This window comes from Photobacterium sp. DNB23_23_1 (genome assembly GCF_052873815.1).
This window is the reverse complement of the sequence record NZ_JBNNXT010000013.1, coordinates 44,925-62,931: the sequence shown is the minus strand read 5'-3', so window position 1 is coordinate 62,931 and position 18,007 is coordinate 44,925. Positions and strand designations below refer to the sequence as shown.

The window sequence follows — 18,007 nt, the reverse complement described above, 5'->3', positions numbered from 1 at the left end:
TGATAACAGCGATTTTTCCAGTGCAAATACTTGATCAACAACTTATCCTGATTGGTATTATGTCTTCAGTTTGATGTCCTACGAACGCTGCAGCATGAATGTTTGGTATTCGAGATCATCGAACTGGCTATCAAGCATGATCAATCCAATGATGGTTGTGGCCAGCATGGTTACCGCGAAGCCATAACCATAAAAAACAGGGCCAAGGTTGATACTCACGTGCGCTAACACGAAGTTTCCGACCGCCATCAATAATGTCAGAAAAAGCGCTGAATAGCGTTTATCCAAGTAATACATAACATTGAGTATTGCCATGACTAACACCTGTAGACTTACACCCACTAAGTCGACATAGAGAAGGTGTAAGTATGACAGGTCAATGTTTAAGAAATTAAGAATATCCTCAGCCCAAAGGATCAAGAGTGCTAGCGTTAGACCTTGTACCTTGAAGATCTCATAGATGCTTTGTTGACACGCGAGTACCATCTTATCCTTGAGTAGATAAATCGAATCTAATGTTGCCCCTTCCCGCACAGCATCGTAGTACTTCAGGCAAGCATCAGCAAAGTCTGTTTCCATACGTAGCATGAAAACCGCCATTCCAGGCACAATGGCTAAGTAAGCAATGAAGATTGGAAGGTCATAGATATAGGATGCCCTGAAAACATCGATGACCTGATGTGAGGTTTCATCGCGAAACCAGAATACAAATTTATCCAACCAGACGCCCAGGTTGTAGAGAAAACCACAAAAAATGAGTGAGAAGAAGGTCTTTTTGTGATTCAAAAATTCAAATGAGACCAGCTCATTGGCAGGGAAGTCACGAATAACATGGTACAAAAAAGAAAAAGTTAGGATAGCTTGGCAAAAGCCAAAGATTATCATCAACCCAAGTAGACCAAATGGCGGTAAGAAGATACTTAAAATCACCATTAAGCCATAGCTGAACATCATAGTGAAAAAGATACGGTAATACTCTTTCATCCCGCTCAAGAAGATGATGATAAGCCATTGGTTACACATCAATATAAATGAGGTAAAAATCGCTATTTTTTCTGCTGGGGTGATTGTCTCACTCAGAGCAAGAACCGGAATACCAACCATAGCGGCAATAATGCTGGTTACCAGCATTGAGCCTAATAGGTTTGGTACAATGCGATTATCATGTTCAGCGAACAATAAATCGGAGATAAAACGAGTAAGCAATAACTGGAATAATCCACTGATAATCAGGGAGCCTGCCATCAAATAGGTGACAATCACCAGAAACTGCACAATCACATGGGTTGGAAAGACAACTCCTATGCTGATAATACCGATGGTCAATAATGCGAGGATCGATAATACCCAGGGACCAGAGCTGATAAGCCCTGCCAAGCCATACGCTTCAAGCATGGATAGGAGTGAGTTTCTTTTCAGGATCTTTCTTAATTCAAATCCGATGCCGGCCACTGATAGCCTCCTTGTATAAACTACGATAAGCACCGTACATCATGGGTTCGTCGTAATAGCGTTTAACTCTTACTCGGCCATTATCACCGGCCTGCAGCCATTTTTTGGTATCACTGAGTACGTTGACGATAGCATTCGCCCCCTCGGTTGGGCTGGCGATGGGAATGATTTCACCGGCAGAGCCAATTGCGGCATCTTCCCCTCCGGCACCATCAATAATCTCACGGCAAGCTCCCACTTCCGTCGCTATACACGGTATGCCGGCTGCCATGGCTTCGAGTAGTACCAAGGGCTGAGCTTCACTGATTGAGGTCAGCATCATCACACCAAGCTCTGGCATGATTTCAGCTACATTTTTACTACCCAGCATTTTGACGTTGTCTTTTAAACCCAAGCTTTCTATGAGTAGTTCACACTCTCGGACGTATTCCTTGTCTTCTTCGGTAGGCCCGATAATCCAACCTTCAAGATTGGGCAGGGTTTCAATGGCCCCTCGAATGGTTCGGATAAAGGTTTTAATGTCCTTGATTGGTACCACGCGGCCGACGAGACCGACGACCATTGGTGGTCTGTCCGGACGGCGCTTATAGGCATCTTCAAAGCGTTCGGTACTGATTCCATTGACAATAACTCGGGTCTTATCCGTAGGGGCCCCGTCAGTATGCTGTCGTTGCCTGTTCCCTTCAAATAAAGCAACAATATGATCAGCCTGATGATAGGCTGAAAGTCCTAATTGCTCGAAAAACTGAATCCAGGTTTTACGGGTTGTATCCATGCCTTTATGCATGGAAATGTCAATTTGGCTGTGATTATCTTTAATCCAAGTAGCCTGAGAGAGGTCGATTTTTCGTTCTTTGGTGTAAATACCGTGCTCGGTCAAAATAAATGGGGTTTGGGTCTTTTCTCTGCTTAGTGCACCTAAAAAGCCGGCATAACCGGTCGAAACACTATGAAATAGCTTCGCCTTCGGGAGGTTTTGCGATATGCGTGATAGCACAAACAGGGGCTGATAAATATTGCGGTAAGTCCAGAAAAAATCAACAAATGACTGTCTTGGCACTGATTCCAAATACCTTTCTGTCAGTACCTCCCACGACGCACGGCTGTAGAGAAAATCGATGAGAGTCAGCTTGTTGTTGCTATCAAGAAACTCAGATACTTCTGAGAGTAACTGCCCTGGAATGGGTTCACCTTTTTTTTCAAAGTACGAGAGAAAGCGATTCCAGACATTAAATAATGTTCTCTTACCAGAGCGTGTTGAAGGTTTAAGGTGGCCCTTATCAGATAAAAGATAGTGGACTTCAAATCCGACAACGTTTTCAGGGAACTCATAGGCTGGCTCATCATAAAAATCAGGGTGTCCGCCGAGAAAAATCAAATGAAAGCGGTATTCCGGTAAGCCGCTGATAATTTGGTGTACCCAACTGGAAACGCCACCACGCACATACGGGTAAGTCCCTTCAAGAAGTAGGCATACATCTACCTCTACGCTGTTTTCAACGTCAGATTTGCTGCTAAACCATTTCATCCCCAATACTCCTTTATCTGACTCAATTTGTTACCTTTCTGTTCGGGGAAGTAAGAAATATATTCGCGGGCAGCTTGGAAGTCACCGGAGATAAAAGAGGCTTCTGCTAGATAAGGGGCAACTTGCTTGAGTAATAAGCCACCGTCCATAGCCGCTTTTAATACCGGTACCGCTTCGGTAGGGCGCTTTTGTTCGAGTAGCACTCGTCCTAACAGGAGATTTGTAGAAGCAGATAGCTTAATACTATTTGACTGGTTGAGATAGTTTTCAGCCTGTTCCAAGTAATGGTTACGTAATATGCCTTCGGCAATACCAAGATAACACAGCTCCCAATATTGCTGCGCAATATCAAAAGCTTTTGAAGCTGAAGGTTTGTATTCAAACTGTTTTTTGGTCAGAGAAATGGATTCGTTAATTTGTGTTTCGATGTTCTCGAGGCTTGCGTAGGCAAGCAACCGTACATCATCGGTTAAGTCCTTTAATGCTAGCTGTAGTAATGGAACAGCATGCTGGCGAGGTAAGTTACGTATTGCGCTGACTGCCAGTAACCGACGTTCTGGGTCTTGGTTGTGTAGTAATATTTCTCTCAATGCCCCTGCACCAAATTGGGTGCTAATCACTTCGCCAGGGCTTTGTGGTAATTCACTTTTCTCGCACTCTTGCCAAGTAATATTAGATTTTTCTCTTGGCAAGTACAGCGCAATTAACAGTGAGCAGCTTGTACCGATCATTCCCACAACCGGTAATAGGTAGTTGAAGATAAACAGGAACGAAAAAGAACTGATGATCGGTGATTTATACTTCCTTGGCAGTACCAGCCAGCAGAAGACAGAAAAGCTCAGGCATGAGATAGCATGGGTTCCGGCGAAAGCCAGCCACATACTGAGCGTCATAGGTTGGGTGGTTATAATGTACAGGCCAGAGCTCTCAAAGGCTATGGTCTGAAGAAGTAGCCATGTCTTCATCGTATGCTCCAAGCTCGTTCATTAGCTTTCTGATTTCAGACCGGTCAGTCGACATCGACAAAGGACCAAGGATATCTATATCTTTGGCATCCCCGCCAAGTTGGTCTTTTAATAGCTCTTTAAGCCTGACAATATATTGCTGGGCATCGTAGGCTGTTGTTAACGGTAGCAGTACAGCAAGCGCGGCATTGCCTTGAGACGTTCTACAAGACCAGTAAACATCAGCCCCCCGACGGTAACTGATCGTGTTATCGAGCACCTGCTGATGTTTACCATTACTATCTATACAGACAATCACTGAGCTATCAGCACCATAATGGCGTTTGTTGTAACTGGCGCGCTTAAGGTAGTCGATAAATAGGTCGCTCTGATGTGGGCGTAAAATGGGCGTGATGATTTCGTCACTGAGTAAGTCTGCAGCATAGTTAGCAACGAGTGAAAGTAGTGCCACATTAGCAGGGGTGAGCATAAAAAACTTGGCGTTTTCAGCAATGATTGCTGCCTGTAGTACACCACGTGTATCGACTAATGGGATACACAATTGATAGCGTGATTGATGGACTTGGTTCGCTTCTAGTTTTGCAGGAGATAGTAACTTCTGGGTCTCCAGCATATCGAGTAGCATAGGATCCGAGTCTATCAAACGATGGTGATCGCCAAGGGTTGCGGCTGCGGTTGGATTAATCTTGCCGTTGGAGACTTGATAGATCCCGGCGACTTCCAGACCACCAATATCTGCCATTAAATTCAGGTAGGGTTGGCCAAGGTATTCCAAGCGATGTTCAGCGTGTTTGGCGGCAATTTGATGTAATGCGTTGATGCTTGCCCGTAGACTAACGGTTTGTCCGGCGGTACGTTGCTCTAGTTGATCATGTGACACTTTCAGCAAATGGTAGTTCTGGGTAAAGCTATCCAGTTTTTGTGCCATGTATTGATGGTCAAGGATGTGTTTTTGGTTAATGTTGTGCCAATAATCGTGAAATTCACCAGCGATCATAGCGACCATGATGGTGCCAATCGCTAATGAAAGTGGATAGTTACTCAACATGCCCGAGGCATTCATTATGGTCGCAAGACCGGCTGTAGTGACCAAGGAACACACAAAGCCTTTAGCAAAGCCATAGCGCAGGGCAATAAGCAGGGGGCCGAATAATGGCCAAAAAAAGTTATGATCAGTCGAATTGGGGACTAAGGAGGGAGACTCAACCCAAATATAGATAGAAGTGATGGCAACGAGCAGTACCTCGAACCATGCATAGCTTTTTTTTGAAAAACCAAGAAAGGTTTTGTTGTTGTATTTTTTATCCATATAAAGCAACCATCATATTTAAATCTATATATCAAGCTATCGCTTTTTAATCATCATTTGTGGCTACATTTAGGCCGCTAAGTAATTCTTCAATGACAATATGTCCAGTACCGCTGACACTTTCACGCCCCCAGCCTCCACGACTCCCAGAAGCTTGCCAGTAGGTTTGACCACTTTTTGCGGACCTGATCTCAAGCGTAATGCCGACTGCGGGCTCACCGTCAAGCCCACTTTTGTAATGCCATTCTTCTACTGATCCTGTGATTACATAATCGACAGGCTGGGTAGTCAGCCAAGCTTGGGCTTGCTTCTGTTTGGCTGAGTCATCAAGAATACTTTGTAGATCATTGACCGCAGATGGTGGGTATTTCACTGCAACGATACCTTTGGCAAAGAGTTGCGAACTTAAAATTTGTTCAGCCTTTTCAGCCGCCAGAGGAGTACTTGAATGGTTGTACATAGGCATGATCGCCCAACGACTATCAGCAGGGAATTGATTACTGTCTGTGACTTGATAGCTACTGCAAGCACTCAATGTTAATAGGCTGGCGATAGTAAGTATCTTTTTCATCATGGTCATCCTTGTAATGATTCGGTTGTGGCTAGAATCCGTAGTAATAGCCAAGTGTTAGTTTTAGTGACTCATCACCATTTCGGTCTTGGCTTTGCCAGTCTGTACTGAAATAGAGCTCATCATTGCCGAATATACGCCAGCCCAATCCCGCGCTTAAAGTGACATCAACTTGTGAGCTTGAGAAGTTGTACCCCAGCGAGGTATCAAGCCAATATCTTGGTGATGGCACCGTTGCACCTGGTTGACCTGGCTCACCGTGCCAAACGCGCTGGCCGATACCTACGCGCTGGTAACTGTCTTCGATAAAGTCACTGCTTGTCAACGGGATTGCTTCATTGTGCCAGCGGTTGATCCCGTTTAATGGGTCATCACTGAGACTAACATCCTGCATGGTGACATCGGCGTAGATTTGCCAAGCTGGGTCAGCAAAGAAAAACTGTTCGGCGACGCGCAAGCTGAGATCCCAGCCTTGACCGATATCATCGCCAAAGCGAGTTGAGAGGTCGTGTAGGTTGAATTGAAACGCTAATGACTCTCTTGCTGTTGGTTGGTAGGCTAGATTGAAGCCAAGCAAGTTATCTTGGCCCGCGATATTGAGTAATTCGCTGGCCTCGATATGGTTATTTAGGCCGAATTGGAAACCTAGACGCAGATAATCGTCGACTGCGAATTGGTATTCTCCTTTTAGACCAAGCCGTTGGTCACCAATACCATCTGCTAAGTCAATGCCTAACGCCCAATAGCTTTCGCTCATTTGGTATTGGTATCGGCCCCGCAGACGGAATTCATCATCAATATCAGTGTTGCTCAGTTGGTCAGGGGAGCCTGAACGTTGGTTATCAAGGCCAAGCCGCCAGTTTCCGTGATAATGAGGCGAGTAATAATCAAGACTGGTGCGGTCTATATCCCAATGGGTGATCTGTGAATGCTGCGCTCGGATACTATGAGTCTTAGCGGGGTGTTGAAGAACATGAATACGGCGAAGTTGGTTTTCCGCATTTTGATCTGCCATTTGGCCAATGTTCGTCTGACCTTGTTGCCATGCTTCTTGGTGCTTACCGATCAACTGCAAAGCGACGTTTTCATCCGCTTTGGGTAAGTTGATGCCTTTGGCCAAAATTGCTTCGACTGCTACCCGATCTTTTTTCTGTAGCGCGAGTGAAAGTTGCTGCCATTCAGGAATAGTATGACGGCCTAGGGCTGTCCTTTGGTGCCAGAACAGTATTTTTTCACCGTGGTTTTGCGCCAGAAGGTCGGCAAATAGTTCACTGACGTTATTATCAGTGGGTTTATCAAGGGTGTTATCTTCTATTAATTGACTCGCAATTTGTTCGCCGATGAATAGCCGTACTAAGGACCGGTAGCTAATATCGCCATCGGGTGACGCCAGTAATTCAGTTGACTGTTTATCTAGCAAGTAACGGCGCAATTGATAGGCTTTTTCACCATTGCCTTGTTGCTCTAGTAACTGGGCATAATTGAGTAAAATAGAAGGTTCAGGGTTATTATCATTGAGTAATAATTGGCGATACCAAAGATCGGCTTCATGATTGAGCCCTAGTTGTTGGCTAGCGCTGGCAAAAGCCAACCAGAGATCACTGTCTGTTGCTAAAATAGGCTTATAGCGACGGTATATTTGCTCAAGTGTTTCTAAGTCGCCTTCACTGAGGGCAAACCATATCAAATTACCGACAGCCGACGAGTTGGTTGGCTCCAACTGTAAAATAGCAAAATACAGTTGCTTAGCTTGTTTGGGGTCGCCTTCCCATTCAGCCAAAAGTGCCTGGTATGTCAGCATTTCAACATGCTGATCAAAGGTTGGGTTTTGCTTAGCTTTCTCGATGAGTTCAGCAAGCAACTTTGTATTTTTCGTTTGTACGGCGTGTCGAACTGCGGCTAGCAGCAGCTCTGGATTACTGTTTTTGCCATATAGCGTAAGCAGCTGTGCTAATTTTTCTTCGTCCAGCGGAGACATAATATTGATATAGCGATATACATCTAACGTATCACTGGCTCTAGCAGCCATTGCAGATTGTGATGCAACCGATATTTCTCGGTTGTTCGTTTCCCATGCTAATGAAGACACGGCTTCAAGGTAGTCATTATCAGCCTTCATCCATTCGGTTGGGTTAACCAGAGTGTTTAGAGCCAGCTTAGGCTGATTCAACATGATATGGGCATTAGATATACGCAACGCTTCAGTGACGTTTAGCGGCCGTCTTTGTTGTAGCCGGTTACCGTAACGGATGACGGAGCGGTGATCACTACGGTAACTGTATAAGCGGGTAGTGTGGCTAAGTAGCTCAGGGTCATTTGGACGTTTTGCAAGTAGAGCTAACAGACTTTGAAATGCGGCTGAGGTTCCTTCACCTTTTTCAAGTGCGTTGAGCCATTGGGCATACTCGGTTGGGTAGATATGGTTATGTGCCGCCAACTTTTTGAAAAAGCTGCCCTCATTAAAGAGATCACCCAGTGCTCGTGATTCATCTATACCGGCACGGATGTTTTTTGCACTCGGATTAATCGAGACCAGTTTGATGCTTACTGACTGTGCTTTTTCTATCTCGCTTTGCCAGCGATATATCTGATGCAGTAATACATAATCATACTGACTGGGTGCGATGGCGATTGCTTCAAGCAGCAATTGCTCGGCAAGGTTGAGCTCACCGATAGCTATCGCGATCTGTGCCGTTTGAGTGTATAGCTCTGCGGTTGGTTCAATTGTTAATAAGTGACGAGAAAGAGCAATGACAACATCAAGGTTTCCTACCTGCTTAGAGTGCGCTATTCCTGCCGCGAGAAAGTCTACGTTGTTGTATAACGGGCCTCTATAACTGTTAAAGAAAGATTCACTTAGCTGTGATTGGCCACTTTGTACCATTAAGTCAAACAACTTCTGGGCGTTTTCAAGATCTTCGAACTCCCGGAATGCATCAAGTTGTACTCTCAATGACTTGTCATAGTCCTCACTTTGTAAGGCAAGAGAAACTAACTCGTCATAAGAGGTTTCACCACTTTGCTGGTGAGGGTACAGGTAATCAAACCCCTTATCCGGCATTGATAGTGATATGGCGGTATCAGCAAATTGCCGGGCAAGTTCTGCTTCAGGTATGTATTCTATTTTATTCAGCAATGCGAGTAACGCTGCTTGAGCTTGTTGTTTCTGTTCTGGTTGGTCTTGGTATGTTTGTTCAAGAAGTAGAGACAGGTACCGGCCGATTGAATCCCAATCGTCGTTACCTTCTGTTGTTTTAAGAATACTTTCTAGCAGTTCAGTCGCATCGTTCAACTGCCCAGTGGCAGCATAGTTATCCACGATTTGTTTTATGATCTCGCGGTTTTTCGGGTCATCAATATAGAGTTGCTGTAAAAAGGCCAATGAAACTTCAGGCGAAGAAGAGCGGGCAATAAGTTTTACTAGCATGGATTTATCAGGCGCAACAAGCCACAGCGCCCATAGAGACGTTGCAGTTAACACCACAAGGGTGAATTTGTTGATGAGCCTTATCCTTGGCTTTTTGTGCTTACTTTTTGCCATCGCTTTCTTAATATTCCTTTCGCGTTATAGCACTTGGCACTGGATAGTGCCCTTGAGCTCCCCTGTTTTAGGGCTTGCTAATTCTATTTGTCCTTTTGCACTGCGTTTTATCGTTAATCTAGGGCCATCAATACGCTTACAGCTTTTGGCGCCTCTTATCACCATTTTTAATGGCATGTGTGCGGAAACACCCCAATCAATAACGTTGTTCTTGACTTCCCAATTTACCAGTTTGCCGTTTGCACTTTTGAGCTGAAGTGCACTGTCTGGTGAACCGTTAGTTGTGAAGCGGGTCTTTGGCTGTTTAAGGATCATAAATTTGCCATCGGGCCCTGAGTTCCAACCTGCAAACTGATTTCCGCGTGGGTAGCCTAATGAATCAGGCAGCCGGATACTTGCGACTCCAGTTGTTGCTATTTGCCATTGCCCATCCAATGTTCGAGCAACCCCTGTCTCATACAGTGCTCGCGCCCTTTGGGCGTATTCACTTAAGTACAAGGGGGTGCTTTGTTGCTTAACAGCCCAATCATAAACTTTCTTTAAGCCATTGAGTGAGGCTGGATAAGCACCTGAGTACATATGGTAGTAAATACTAATATTTTTTAAGCGACGTGGGGTGCCTAGTATTTCAAAAGTTTCAACCGCGCGACTGTAACCATCGTGATGCTCAGTCCAAAGATTGGTATAGAGGTTTTCGTTTTGAACCGGAGCATAAACTTGCACCCCGGAAGGATACCAAGCAATGGTGGGTGATACTTGAGTAAAGTTTTTGTTTCCCCTAACAACGTATGTATTTCCGCCATTTACATTTAATAAATTTGCCTGCTCGGCAATGGCGATGACCTCTTCTGTCGGATCGGCATTTCCAGACCAAAGAATAAGTTTGACCTTTTTGGTACTCGGTGAAAGTGTCGTATTGATATATTCAGTGCTACCAATGATTTCATTGTAATAATCAATGGTATAACCAGGTATGGGTAAGTGATCACCGCATGCCTTTGTTTTACTGGTGTTATTTAAGTCCCAGAAAAAAGGATGGCTGAAGGTGTGCGAAGCAATTTCAACATTAGGTAGTTTAAATATATTTTTAGCAATTCTTTCTAGCTGCGGACTCTGCTCAGGGTATAGGCCACGGAGTCCAACCTCTCCTTCAATGACCGATACCGTTTGAGGGAGTGAGTATTGTTTAAGAATATTTTCGTATAAGACTTCTGCGGTATAAGGTTTATTTGTGAACCAAGCTTTGGATGGAAATCCATCACCATCAATATGGCTAGTCAGTATGCGAAGCCCACTTTCAGTTGTTACATCAGCTGCGGGAATTTTTGTTAACTTCAATGTATTGTCTAATAATCTGAAAGGGTCAATACTCCAACTAATTCTTCCGTTGGCCAGTTGTGTCACTGGGAACGGGGATAATGCAGCACCTCCCCAAGGTGCTTTGAACAGTGCTGTTGTGGTTTGGCCAGCTTCGTTACCAAAGGTAATTTCACTGCTCACACCGATTTGTGTAGGCTGCCAAATGGTGTGTTTTTCAAATTGGCTATATGCCGCAGGGTAAAATTGCTGGGTCCAGTTTTGACCTTGTTGTTGGGTGATGTTGCCGGATATATTACCTTTATCGGCAATCCCCAGCTTGGCCAGAATAGCTCTATTGGTGGGTAACGCATTGAGGAATAAAACAGGGCGCTTACCGATTACAGTATTAACCCAAGACTGTAAGCTAGGCACTTGCTGGTAGCTTGCTTCTTCTAACCAAAAAAAGAAACCCGCATAACGACTGATATCAATAGTGCTGAAGTTAGCTGTGCGAATATCTACACATTCTGGCACATAGCCATAATACTCAATAGGCATCGACATCATTCGGTGACACTGTGATGTCACCATACGGCCAAATTGACCGTCATAAAAACCGAGAACCCGCTTAGCGATGGGTTCGATTGTACTAACACCGAACTCATACAGTAAACCGTCACTGATGTAAGGGGTAAACCCTTCGTTGATCAGGCGTTTGGCGGCTCGTTTCTGGGCGTCTCGGTTACTGGCTGGCAAATAGTCAATGACAATGGCTTCAACCCCCGCCTTTTTTACTTCTTCCAGTTTGCCTGTTAACCATTGGCGGTCAGATTCAGGTACTAATTGGTAGCTATCTGCGAGTGGATCGTAGCTGTTATACATTGACTCGGCGGCTAGCGCATAGGGCTTGAAACGAATCTGGTCGAGTATTTCGAAACCCCGGTTAAATATCAGAAGAGGTTTGGCCGGAAGTGCATGCAACGCATCGAGGGTATTAGCGAGTGCAGTTTGCTGCTTGCTTGTTTCATCAGGTGACGAGGCAAAAAGAGTATAGCTATCTAGCGTATCAAGGAAGATACCGTCAAACCCACGACCAGTAAGAGTGCTTGCTTGATTAGTCAGATATTCTTGCCATGCGGTAGCCGATAAATCCATGACATGGCTAGACCAATTTGGATTGATGAGCGGAGAGAGCCCAGTAAGGCTTTTGGGTAATGCCTCACCGTCGTATTCACCGACACTGAGGTAGGCGAAAACTTGTGTCTCTGCCTTTTGTAGGGTTTTAATTTGCTTATCGGTGATCAAGCTAGGGGTGACAACAACCCGGTCGTAGTTAATAAGCTCTCGAACTGAGTCAATTTGGTTATAATAAAAAGCGACGGACTGCCCTGCGTTTGCTGAGTGAATAGGCAGCAGTAATACGATAATAAACAACGTGCGCTTGATAACATCCATGTCCCACCTCTTCCCTTAGCTATTCACAGTCCTTAAGGGCATTGTTAATGCTTAATATGTAATAGTAAAGTTAAGATTATGAAAATGTATAGTTTTTTATTGAAGTTGTCACAAGATTTTTAAGTGATAGGTTGCATATTGCGTTTTTAGTCTGGTTATCAGTTCAAAAAACAGCCAGTTTGAAAAATATGACGGTTCCATGGTCGGGCAGATTCAAGTACGATACTCCTCTTTTTGGCTTCATGCCGAGCAAAACTCTATAAAGAAAGCGATATGGCACAAAAACATAAGCAGAAAGCGCCGAATAAGGGGCTGCACCCACGAAACCCTCATCGAGCCCGTTATGATTTTGACAAGCTGATTCAGAGCTGTCCGGAATTATCACAGTTTGTAGAGAAGAATCCCTACGGTGACTTGTCGGTCAACTTCAGTGACCCTGACGCCGTTAAAATGCTGAACCGTGCATTGCTTAGCCACTTTTACTCGGTTTCTTATTGGGATATTCCCGCTGGCTTTCTTTGCCCTCCGATCCCTGGAAGGGCTGACTATTTGCACTATATTGCCGATTTATTGGCAGATTCCAACGGTGGCAAGATACCAAAAGGAAAAGCGATAAAGGGTATTGATATCGGAAGCGGAGCAAATTGTGTTTATCCAATCATTGGCCATCGTGTATATGGTTGGCATTTTACGGCTGTCGACATAGATCCGATATCAATCAAATCTGCCAAGTTTATCGTTGAAGCAAATGCTTCATTGAAAGGCGGCATTCAATGTCGGCTGCAGAAAAATCCAGATCATATTTTTACCGGTATGATTAACGATAGCGATTTATTTGATTTCACCTTATGTAACCCTCCGTTTCATGCTTCTTTAGAAGAAGCCATGGCAGGCAGTGCCCGTAAAGTGAAAAACCTTGCTGCTAACTCGCAAAAGAAAGGCTCGCACCATTCTGCAAATGCGATGAAAGGTAAAAAGCCGGTTTTGAATTTTGGCGGTCAAAAAGCCGAGCTATGGTGTCCCGGCGGAGAATCCGCATTTATTAAGCGTATGATTGACCAGAGTGTGGGCAAGGGAAGTCAGTGTTTCTGGTTTACCACGTTAGTGTCGAAGAAAGACAATTTGTCTTTGATTTATAAGCAGCTAAAAAAGGTCGGAGCAACTGAGGTTAAAACGATCGACATGGCGCAGGGACAAAAGCTCACTCGGGTTGTTGCATGGACATTCCTTTCTGCCGAACAACAGGACATATGGCGTAAAACCCGTTGGTCTAAATAATGCCGCCCCCCAAATAGCGCGAAGCTATTTGGGGAGAGGCGAAATACTGTTTGCTGCTCTACATGTTTGGATAATTAGGCCCGCCACCGCCTTCTGGCGGTATCCAGGTAATATTCTGGGAAGGGTCTTTGATATCACAGGTCTTACAATGTACACAGTTGGTGGCATTGATTTGAAATGCCGCTTTACCGTCTTTTTCTATGATTTCGTAAACGCCAGCAGGGCAATATCGTTGACTAGGCTCATCATAACGCTCGAGATGAAAGTTGATCGGAATAGCGTCATCAGCCAATTTTAAATGACAGGGCTGGTTTTCTTCATGCTGTGTTCCAGATAGGAATACTGAAGAAGCTTTATCGAAACTGAGTATACCATCAGGTTTTGAATAGCTGAGTGGCTGGTGGTTAGCTATTGGCTCTAGGCATTCATGATCTGGTTTATTGTCTTCCAGTGTCCATTTGAAGGACTTTCTAAACCATTTCTGTTCGATAGAAGCTAGGGTTCCACCTAGTAATGTACCAAAGCGTTGGATCACCGTCCCGAAGTTTCGTGACTCATGCAGTTCGTTGTGTAACCAAGACTGGCAGAAAATTTTGTCATAACCCGGTGTTGTATGGTGAAACCCTTGTTCTAATTCATGAAAAATTGCCTCGGCGGCAATCAAACCGGACTTCATCCCGGTATGGCTGCCTTTGACTTTCGCCATATTCAAAGTGCCCGCATCACAGCCAATTAACAGCCCGCCTGGAAACTGTTGCCGCGGTAGGGATGACAGGCCGCCTTTGGTGATGGCTCTAGCACCATAAGCGATACGTTGGCCACCGGTTAAATGCTGGGCAAATAGTGGATGGTGCTTGAGTTGTTGGAATTCATCAAAGGGGCTTAAGTAAGGATTATGATAGTTCAAATCGACAATCAACCCGACGGCGACTTGGTTGTTTTCGAGGTGGTAGAGAAAACTGCCACCAGTGGTGCCAGTTTGACTCAGCGGCCATCCGACGCCATGGATAACATGACCGGGACGATGGTGTTCGGCTGGGATCTCCCATAACTCTTTTAGTCCTAAGGCATAATGTTGAGGTTGCTTGCCATGGTCGAGATGGAACTGCTTAATGAGTTGCTTACCCAGATGCCCTCGAGATCCTTCAGCAAAAATTGTGTACTTTGCTTTGAGCTCAATACCGGGCTCGAAAGTGGATTTATGTTCTCCTTGCTTATCAAGCCCCATATCCTTGGTGACGACTCCCGCCACTATACCTTGGCTATTGTAGAGTATGTCACTGGCAGGAAACCCAGGAAAAATTTCGACACCTAGCTCTTCAGCCTGCTTAGCTAGCCAGCGGCAGAGGTTACCTAAGCTGATAGCAAAGTTACCTATGTTCTGTAAGGTTTCGGGTACCAGTGGGTCAGCGACGGTGATGTAGTTGAACTCATTAGTGAGATAACAAAATCTATCGTCGGACACCGCGGTGTGCAGTGGTGCCCCCATGCGTTCCCAGTCAGGAAAAAGTTCATCCAGCGCTTTATGTTCGAATAGTGCACCTGAGAGAACATGGCTTCCGATTTCAGCGCCTTTTTCTACAACGCAAACTGATAATGGGCGTTCATTTTCACTGGCAAGCTGCATCAGTCGACAGGCTGCAGACAGTCCGGCGGGGCCAGCACCGACAATAATAACATCAAACGACATGCTTTCTCTTTGCTGCTCTGAACTCATGCTTTAATCCCTAACTGTACTGCGCTTGGTTAAAATATAGTCCAGTTGACGTAAACGTAAACTCAACTAGGCTCAAAGAATACGTCAATTACGGGGCTTAGCCGCCTTGGTTTGATAAGGATGTGCCTGTGAAAGTGTATGTTGCGATTAAGCGTGTCATTGATCCTTACGTTAAGGTAAGGGTGAAAAGTGATGGCTCAGGTGTTGAAACCGCCAATGTCAAAATGTCCATGAATCCGTTCTGTGAAATTGCGGTAGAGGAAGCAATTCGCCTTCGTGAGGCTGGCCATGCTGATGAAGTTGTTGTGGTCTCTGCCGGTGAGGCCGCTTGCCAAGAACAACTCAGAACTGCCTTGGCGCTGGGTGCTGACAGAGCAATACATATTGAAACCGATGCAGTGGTTGAACCTTTGTCTGTTGCGAAACTATTAGCGGCGCTGGTAAAGCAAGATCAACCAGAACTCTTTATATTAGGTAAGCAATCGATCGATACTGACAATAATCAGGTTGCGCAAATGCTCTCAGCGCTATTGGGCTATCCTCAGGGGACATTTGCATCAAAGGTCCGTGTTGAAGGTGACGATGTCACAAATAAGGAAGGGCAATCAATCAACGTGACACGAGAAGTCGATGGAGGACTAGAGACTCTTCGCCTAACGTTACCTGCGATACTGAGCACAGACTTACGGTTGAACGAACCACGTTATGCATCCCTCCCCAATATCATGAAAGCAAAAAAGAAACCGCTTGATGTAATAACCCCTGAAGCGTTGGGGGTCGAAATAAAGAATCATCAAGAGGTTATCGAAATATTAGCGCCAACGCAGCGAGCTGGGGGGATAAAAGTCGATTCTGTTGCCGAGCTTGTCGATAAACTCAAAAACAGTGCAAAGGTGATCTGATGACGATTCTAGTAATTGCAGAGCATGATAATCACCGTCTGGGTGGGGAAACACTCAAGTCTGTCGGGGCAGTATCCACATTACAACAAAGCATTGATGTATTGGTTATAGGGAGCCAGTGCCAGTCGGTCATTGAAGAAGCCTCAAGCATTGGTGGTATCACTCGAGTCCTTGTTGCCGATAACCTTAATTATAAAGATCAACTTGCTGAAAACTGTGCACAGTTGATCGCCGAGCTTGCCAAGGATTACAGCCATATTGTTGCACCGGCAACAACGTTTGGTAAAAACCTCCTACCTAGGGTCGCAGCATTGTTGGACGTGGGGGTGCTGTCTGATGTCGTTACAATTGAAAGTGAAGACACAGTGATTCGTCCGATATATGCCGGTAATGCGCTCGCAAGAGTACGCAGTCGTGATAGTAAAGTATTGATGACCCTTCGTGGGTCAGCATTCGATGCTGCTTCTTTGGGCAATACTCAAGCGGAACAAAAAAGGGTAGACATTGCTATAGGTAATGATTTGAGTGAGTTTGTTGAGCGACAAGTGTCTGAAAGTGAAAGACCTGAACTCACCGCTGCTCGCGTTGTAATCTCAGGAGGCAGGGCGCTTGGTAGCAAGGAGAACTTTGGGTTAATAGAGCAGCTTGCAGATAAACTTGATGGCGCAATAGGAGCCTCAAGGGCGGCTGTGGATGCTGGGTATATTTCCAATGACTTTCAGGTTGGGCAAACCGGTAAGATTGTCGCACCGGAGTTATACATTGCAGTGGGCATTTCGGGTGCTATTCAACATCTCGCGGGAATGAAGGATGCCAAGGTTATTGTGGCGATCAATAGCGACCCAGAAGCGCCAATCTTTGATATTGCGGATTATGGATTAGTCGGTGATTTGTTTGATATTTTACCTGAACTCATTGACTCGGTGTAAACGATGGCTTGCAAGCTAAACGCTTGTATCGATAGCTGTTAATCAATGATTTTCCAGCCGTGCAGATCTGCCATGTGGGTTAGCGCGGCCATGTCTTTTCTTTCTTCTTGAACCATCCAATCGATAAATCGAGTGACAGTGTCACCTTTGCTAACGGTTTGATAATAATATTGCCAAGTACTATTGGTAACAATGGTTGCTAAGTTCGGTAGTTTTAAATAGCCTTGCTGAATCTCGTGTACAACTAGCATTAGATCGGTAATGGTTACACCTTGGCCTGCAAAGCACGATGTTAACGCCATATCTAATGTGTTGAACGTTAATCCATCTTTATTGACTTGCTCTGACCGGTTGTTGCGGGCGAGCCACTCGCGCCAGTCACATTGGTCAGGTGTTGGGTGTAATCGCGGGTAGTTGGTGATGAGCTCATCGATAGAGATTGGCCGCTCTGTTTTTGTTAATAACTCTGAATATACGGGGGCGAGGTATTCTTTTCTGAAGAAAGTGAGCATATTGCTACTTTTGGTCACCTCAGGGACGTTATATATCGCAATATCACAGTCATCCTCCTCTAATTGCAGCAATTCATTGCTGTGTCCCATACTTGAAGACAAGATAATATTGACATCAGGGTTGAGTGATTTAAAGGAATGCAAACGTGGGATAAGCCAACGGACCGCAAAGCTCATTGCAACCTGTACTCTCAAGGTGCCGGTTTCTTTGGCTTTCAACTGTCGGATGGTTTGGTTCAATTCGCTGTATTGTCGAGTGAGTAATAACGCGACTTCCTTTCCTTGTTGTGAGAGTTCGAGCGAACGGTGATGACGAATAAACAAACTAAACCCAAGTTGTTCTTCTAACTGCCTGATTTGGCGGCTGACAGCACTTTGTGTCACATTGAGTTCGTCAGCTGCCAAAGTAAAGCTTAAGTGACGAGCTGCCGCTTCGAAAACCCGTAACCCGTTTAAAGATGGCGGCAGTAGGCTATGTCTTTTTTTCATCGACTATCCTTTTAACGTAAATGGAAACGGTTGAATTGTGTTCGCATGAGTTTTATGAAT

The 18,007-nt window shown here is 45.0% G+C and carries 12 protein-coding genes; 3 read left to right on the top strand and 9 right to left on the bottom strand.

Translation table 11 applies throughout. The annotated features are described in order from the left end of the window. Window positions 1-78: 78 nt before the first annotated feature. Genes pelG through ACVA53_RS10565 form a run of 7 tightly spaced genes read right to left on the bottom strand, consistent with a single transcriptional unit; the run spans window position 79 to window position 12,120 of the window. Complete coding sequence (gene pelG / locus ACVA53_RS10595; protein ID WP_446505084.1) at window positions 79-1,452, bottom strand: exopolysaccharide Pel transporter PelG; 1,374 nt, start codon at window positions 1,450-1,452, stop codon at window positions 79-81. Next, on the bottom strand, window positions 1,433-2,980 hold the full coding sequence (gene pelF / locus ACVA53_RS10590) for a GT4 family glycosyltransferase PelF (protein ID WP_446505083.1): 1,548 nt from the start codon (window positions 2,978-2,980) through the stop codon (window positions 1,433-1,435). The genes pelG and pelF overlap by 20 nt, the downstream gene beginning before the upstream one ends. Further along, window positions 2,977-3,945 (bottom strand): hypothetical protein, encoded by a 969-nt coding sequence (locus tag ACVA53_RS10585; RefSeq protein ID WP_446505082.1) that lies wholly within the window; start codon window positions 3,943-3,945, stop codon window positions 2,977-2,979. The genes pelF and ACVA53_RS10585 overlap by 4 nt, the downstream gene beginning before the upstream one ends. After that, the gene (locus ACVA53_RS10580; protein WP_446505081.1) at window positions 3,908-5,254 is read right to left on the bottom strand and encodes a PelD GGDEF domain-containing protein; all 1,347 of its coding nucleotides are present in this window, start codon (window positions 5,252-5,254) and stop codon (window positions 3,908-3,910) included. Before ACVA53_RS10580 ends, ACVA53_RS10585 begins: the two co-directional genes overlap by 38 nt. Before the next feature lie 46 nt (window positions 5,255-5,300). Then, window positions 5,301-5,825 (bottom strand): hypothetical protein, encoded by a 525-nt coding sequence (locus ACVA53_RS10575; RefSeq protein WP_446505080.1) that lies wholly within the window; start codon window positions 5,823-5,825, stop codon window positions 5,301-5,303. A gap of 31 nt (window positions 5,826-5,856) precedes the next feature. Beyond that, complete coding sequence (locus ACVA53_RS10570; RefSeq protein ID WP_446505079.1) at window positions 5,857-9,366, bottom strand: tetratricopeptide repeat protein; 3,510 nt, start codon at window positions 9,364-9,366, stop codon at window positions 5,857-5,859. Window positions 9,367-9,390: 24 nt separating this feature from the next. Further along, window positions 9,391-12,120, bottom strand: coding sequence for an endo alpha-1,4 polygalactosaminidase (locus ACVA53_RS10565; RefSeq protein ID WP_446505078.1), 2,730 nt, complete (start codon window positions 12,118-12,120; stop codon window positions 9,391-9,393). Between the two features lie 273 nt (window positions 12,121-12,393). On the opposite strand from ACVA53_RS10565, the gene rlmF reads away from it, so the two are divergent. Beyond that, complete coding sequence (gene rlmF / locus ACVA53_RS10560) at window positions 12,394-13,398, top strand: 23S rRNA (adenine(1618)-N(6))-methyltransferase RlmF (RefSeq protein WP_255040561.1); 1,005 nt, start codon at window positions 12,394-12,396, stop codon at window positions 13,396-13,398. 58 nt (window positions 13,399-13,456) lie between these two features. Here the strand turns inward: rlmF and ACVA53_RS10555 are convergent, their stop codons facing one another. Next, a complete protein-coding gene (locus ACVA53_RS10555) occupies window positions 13,457-15,088 on the bottom strand; it encodes an electron transfer flavoprotein-ubiquinone oxidoreductase (protein ID WP_255040597.1) in 1,632 nt (543 codons plus the stop codon). A gap of 155 nt (window positions 15,089-15,243) precedes the next feature. Here ACVA53_RS10555 and ACVA53_RS10550 point away from each other — a divergent pair, with 155 nt between their 5' ends. Then, window positions 15,244-16,017, top strand: coding sequence for an electron transfer flavoprotein subunit beta/FixA family protein (locus ACVA53_RS10550; RefSeq protein ID WP_255040559.1), 774 nt, complete (start codon window positions 15,244-15,246; stop codon window positions 16,015-16,017). Next, window positions 16,017-16,946, top strand: coding sequence for an electron transfer flavoprotein subunit alpha/FixB family protein (locus tag ACVA53_RS10545; protein ID WP_255040558.1), 930 nt, complete (start codon window positions 16,017-16,019; stop codon window positions 16,944-16,946). Before ACVA53_RS10550 ends, ACVA53_RS10545 begins: the two co-directional genes overlap by 1 nt. Window positions 16,947-16,984: 38 nt before the next feature. Here the strand turns inward: ACVA53_RS10545 and ACVA53_RS10540 are convergent, their stop codons facing one another. Next, window positions 16,985-17,947: a LysR family transcriptional regulator gene (locus tag ACVA53_RS10540; RefSeq protein WP_446505077.1), complete on the bottom strand. Its 963-nt coding sequence runs from the start codon at window positions 17,945-17,947 to the stop codon at window positions 16,985-16,987. Window positions 17,948-18,007 lie beyond the last annotated feature (60 nt).

What these genes read in the sequence shown, in the direction of transcription:
- ACVA53_RS10575 (WP_446505080.1), bottom strand. Translation starts at nt 5,825, where the DNA reads ATGAAAAAGATACTTACTATCGCCAGCCTATTAACATTGAGTGCTTGC.
- ACVA53_RS10570 (WP_446505079.1), bottom strand. Translation starts at nt 9,366, where the DNA reads ATGGCAAAAAGTAAGCACAAAAAGCCAAGGATAAGGCTCATCAACAAA.
- pelF (WP_446505083.1), bottom strand. Translation starts at nt 2,980, where the DNA reads ATGAAATGGTTTAGCAGCAAATCTGACGTTGAAAACAGCGTAGAGGTA.
- ACVA53_RS10580 (WP_446505081.1), bottom strand. Translation starts at nt 5,254, where the DNA reads ATGGATAAAAAATACAACAACAAAACCTTTCTTGGTTTTTCAAAAAAA.
- ACVA53_RS10565 (WP_446505078.1), bottom strand. Translation starts at nt 12,120, where the DNA reads ATGGATGTTATCAAGCGCACGTTGTTTATTATCGTATTACTGCTGCCT.
- ACVA53_RS10545 (WP_255040558.1), top strand. Translation starts at nt 16,017, where the DNA reads ATGACGATTCTAGTAATTGCAGAGCATGATAATCACCGTCTGGGTGGG.
- ACVA53_RS10585 (WP_446505082.1), bottom strand. Translation starts at nt 3,945, where the DNA reads ATGAAGACATGGCTACTTCTTCAGACCATAGCCTTTGAGAGCTCTGGC.
- ACVA53_RS10555 (WP_255040597.1), bottom strand. Translation starts at nt 15,088, where the DNA reads ATGTCGTTTGATGTTATTATTGTCGGTGCTGGCCCCGCCGGACTGTCT.
- ACVA53_RS10540 (WP_446505077.1), bottom strand. Translation starts at nt 17,947, where the DNA reads ATGAAAAAAAGACATAGCCTACTGCCGCCATCTTTAAACGGGTTACGG.
- rlmF (WP_255040561.1), top strand. Translation starts at nt 12,394, where the DNA reads ATGGCACAAAAACATAAGCAGAAAGCGCCGAATAAGGGGCTGCACCCA.